Origin of the sequence: Thiorhodococcus minor (assembly GCF_010820565.1) — a bacterium.
Taxonomy (GTDB): Bacteria; Pseudomonadota; Gammaproteobacteria; order Chromatiales; family Chromatiaceae; genus Thiorhodococcus; species Thiorhodococcus minor.
The window spans coordinates 1-1,602 of sequence record NZ_JAAIJQ010000238.1 but is presented as its reverse complement, the minus strand read 5'-3'; the positions used below and the strand labels follow the sequence as shown (position 1 = coordinate 1,602).

Below are 1,602 nucleotides of genomic sequence, written 5' to 3'. Positions count from 1 at the left end.
TAGTCCCTTATCGACAAAATCTTTGACAAAACGATGAGAATTCTAAAGGGCCTCCAGCACGAGACTCGGCTGCACAAAATACTCGCGGATGACGAGCGCGGTGGTCACTACGCGCCGCCCGAGCTTGGTGAAGAAGTATTTGTAGGCATGACCGACCTTCTTGATGAGCCCATGGGTGCGTAGGCGTTTGATCAGATAGGACGCGCGGCTTGGTGAGAGTCCATCGATGTGCTCACGCAGATCGCGAGCGCGGAAGCCGGAGATCGACCACTCGCCCCGGGCGAGCGTGAGGAAGAGCTGATAGTCGGGGTCGAGGAAGAGGTCAAAACCGCGAAAGGAGCGGCCCTTGACCTTGCTCGGAGCAGCCATCTTGGCCAGTGCCTTTTGGGGCGCGTCGGGATTGTCGATGCAGGCCATGAAGGCGAGGTAGCGCTCATTGGCGGCGGACATGAGCCGGCGCAGGTCGTTGAGGCTGTAGATCGATTTGCGCAGTGGGGCGAGCTTGAAGACGGTCTCGCCGTTACGCTGTTCCACGTGACGGTGGTGTTTGAAGAAGGACACATCGTTGGCGGTGCACTCGACACGGGCCATGATGCCTGCTTTATCGTAGAGCTTGATGCTGGCTGGCCCCATGTGATGGCGAATGCGGGTCCCCTGGATGCGGGTGGAGAAGTCGTTGCCGACCTCGCCTTGGTACTTGGCGGTGAGCTTGTGGCCGAGGAAGGTCGCGACCTGCTCGGCTTTGATCACGTGCACGGCGGTGCGCACGATCGCTTCATAGAGCGGTTGGAAGTGCGCCTGTTTGAGAAAGACGACATCGGTGGCGTACTCGACCTGCATGAAGCTCCAATGCACGCCACTGCGAAAGTGCCCGAGCACGGGGCAGAAGCGTTGCGCCCAGGCATTGAGGTGCTGATGCAGGGTCGTGGGATCGAGGCTGTCGGCGAGACGCTGAGCGGCGCCCGGATCGGCGAGGCGCACGAAGGCGTTATCGGCGGCGTCGAAGGCGATGCCGGCGTGCATGAGCTGTCGCGCCAACCAACCGTGGCCGTTGAAATAGACCTGCAGGCGAAACGGTGCCCAGGTTGGGACGCGCACGTAGCACAGACCGAAGTCGGCGTCGACGAAGTAGAAATAGTAGTGCAGGCACTTGCCGCTGATCGGCTTGAAGAAGGTCTTGCCACTCGCCTTGTCGTGCCAGGGGCGATAGGAGGAGCAGGCTTCCATCGCCGAGAAGATGTGCACCAAACCGGGATGATCGCCACGCTCGGCGAGGATTGCTTGAACCCGATCCTCCTTGCGAAACGCCTTGAGCTTACGGATAAACTCGATTTGCACACCGGCCTCGGCCGCGAGATGCTCGGCATTGGCGCGGATCTCCTCGCGCAACGGCTCGGCCCACTGGGTGTAATCGAACAGGCGGATGTCGCGTTGACCAAGGTAGCTCGCCATCGCCTTGGCGTGGCAGATCTCCGGGAAGGTGCCGGTGATGACGACCCGGTCGAAGCAAGACAACACACAGCTGATCTCATCGTGATGCTGTTCAACAAAGGGGTTCATCGTCTGACTCCCGTGTGCGGGCTTACTCAAACGATAGACGAT

The 1,602-nt window shown here is 60.2% G+C and carries 1 protein-coding gene; it reads right to left on the bottom strand.

The window, feature by feature from the left end; translation table 11 throughout:
• Positions 1-42: 42 nt before the first annotated feature.
• Positions 43-1,602: helix-turn-helix domain-containing protein (locus tag G3446_RS26610; protein ID WP_209262658.1), on the bottom strand; the 1,560-nt coding region annotated here is incomplete at its 5' end.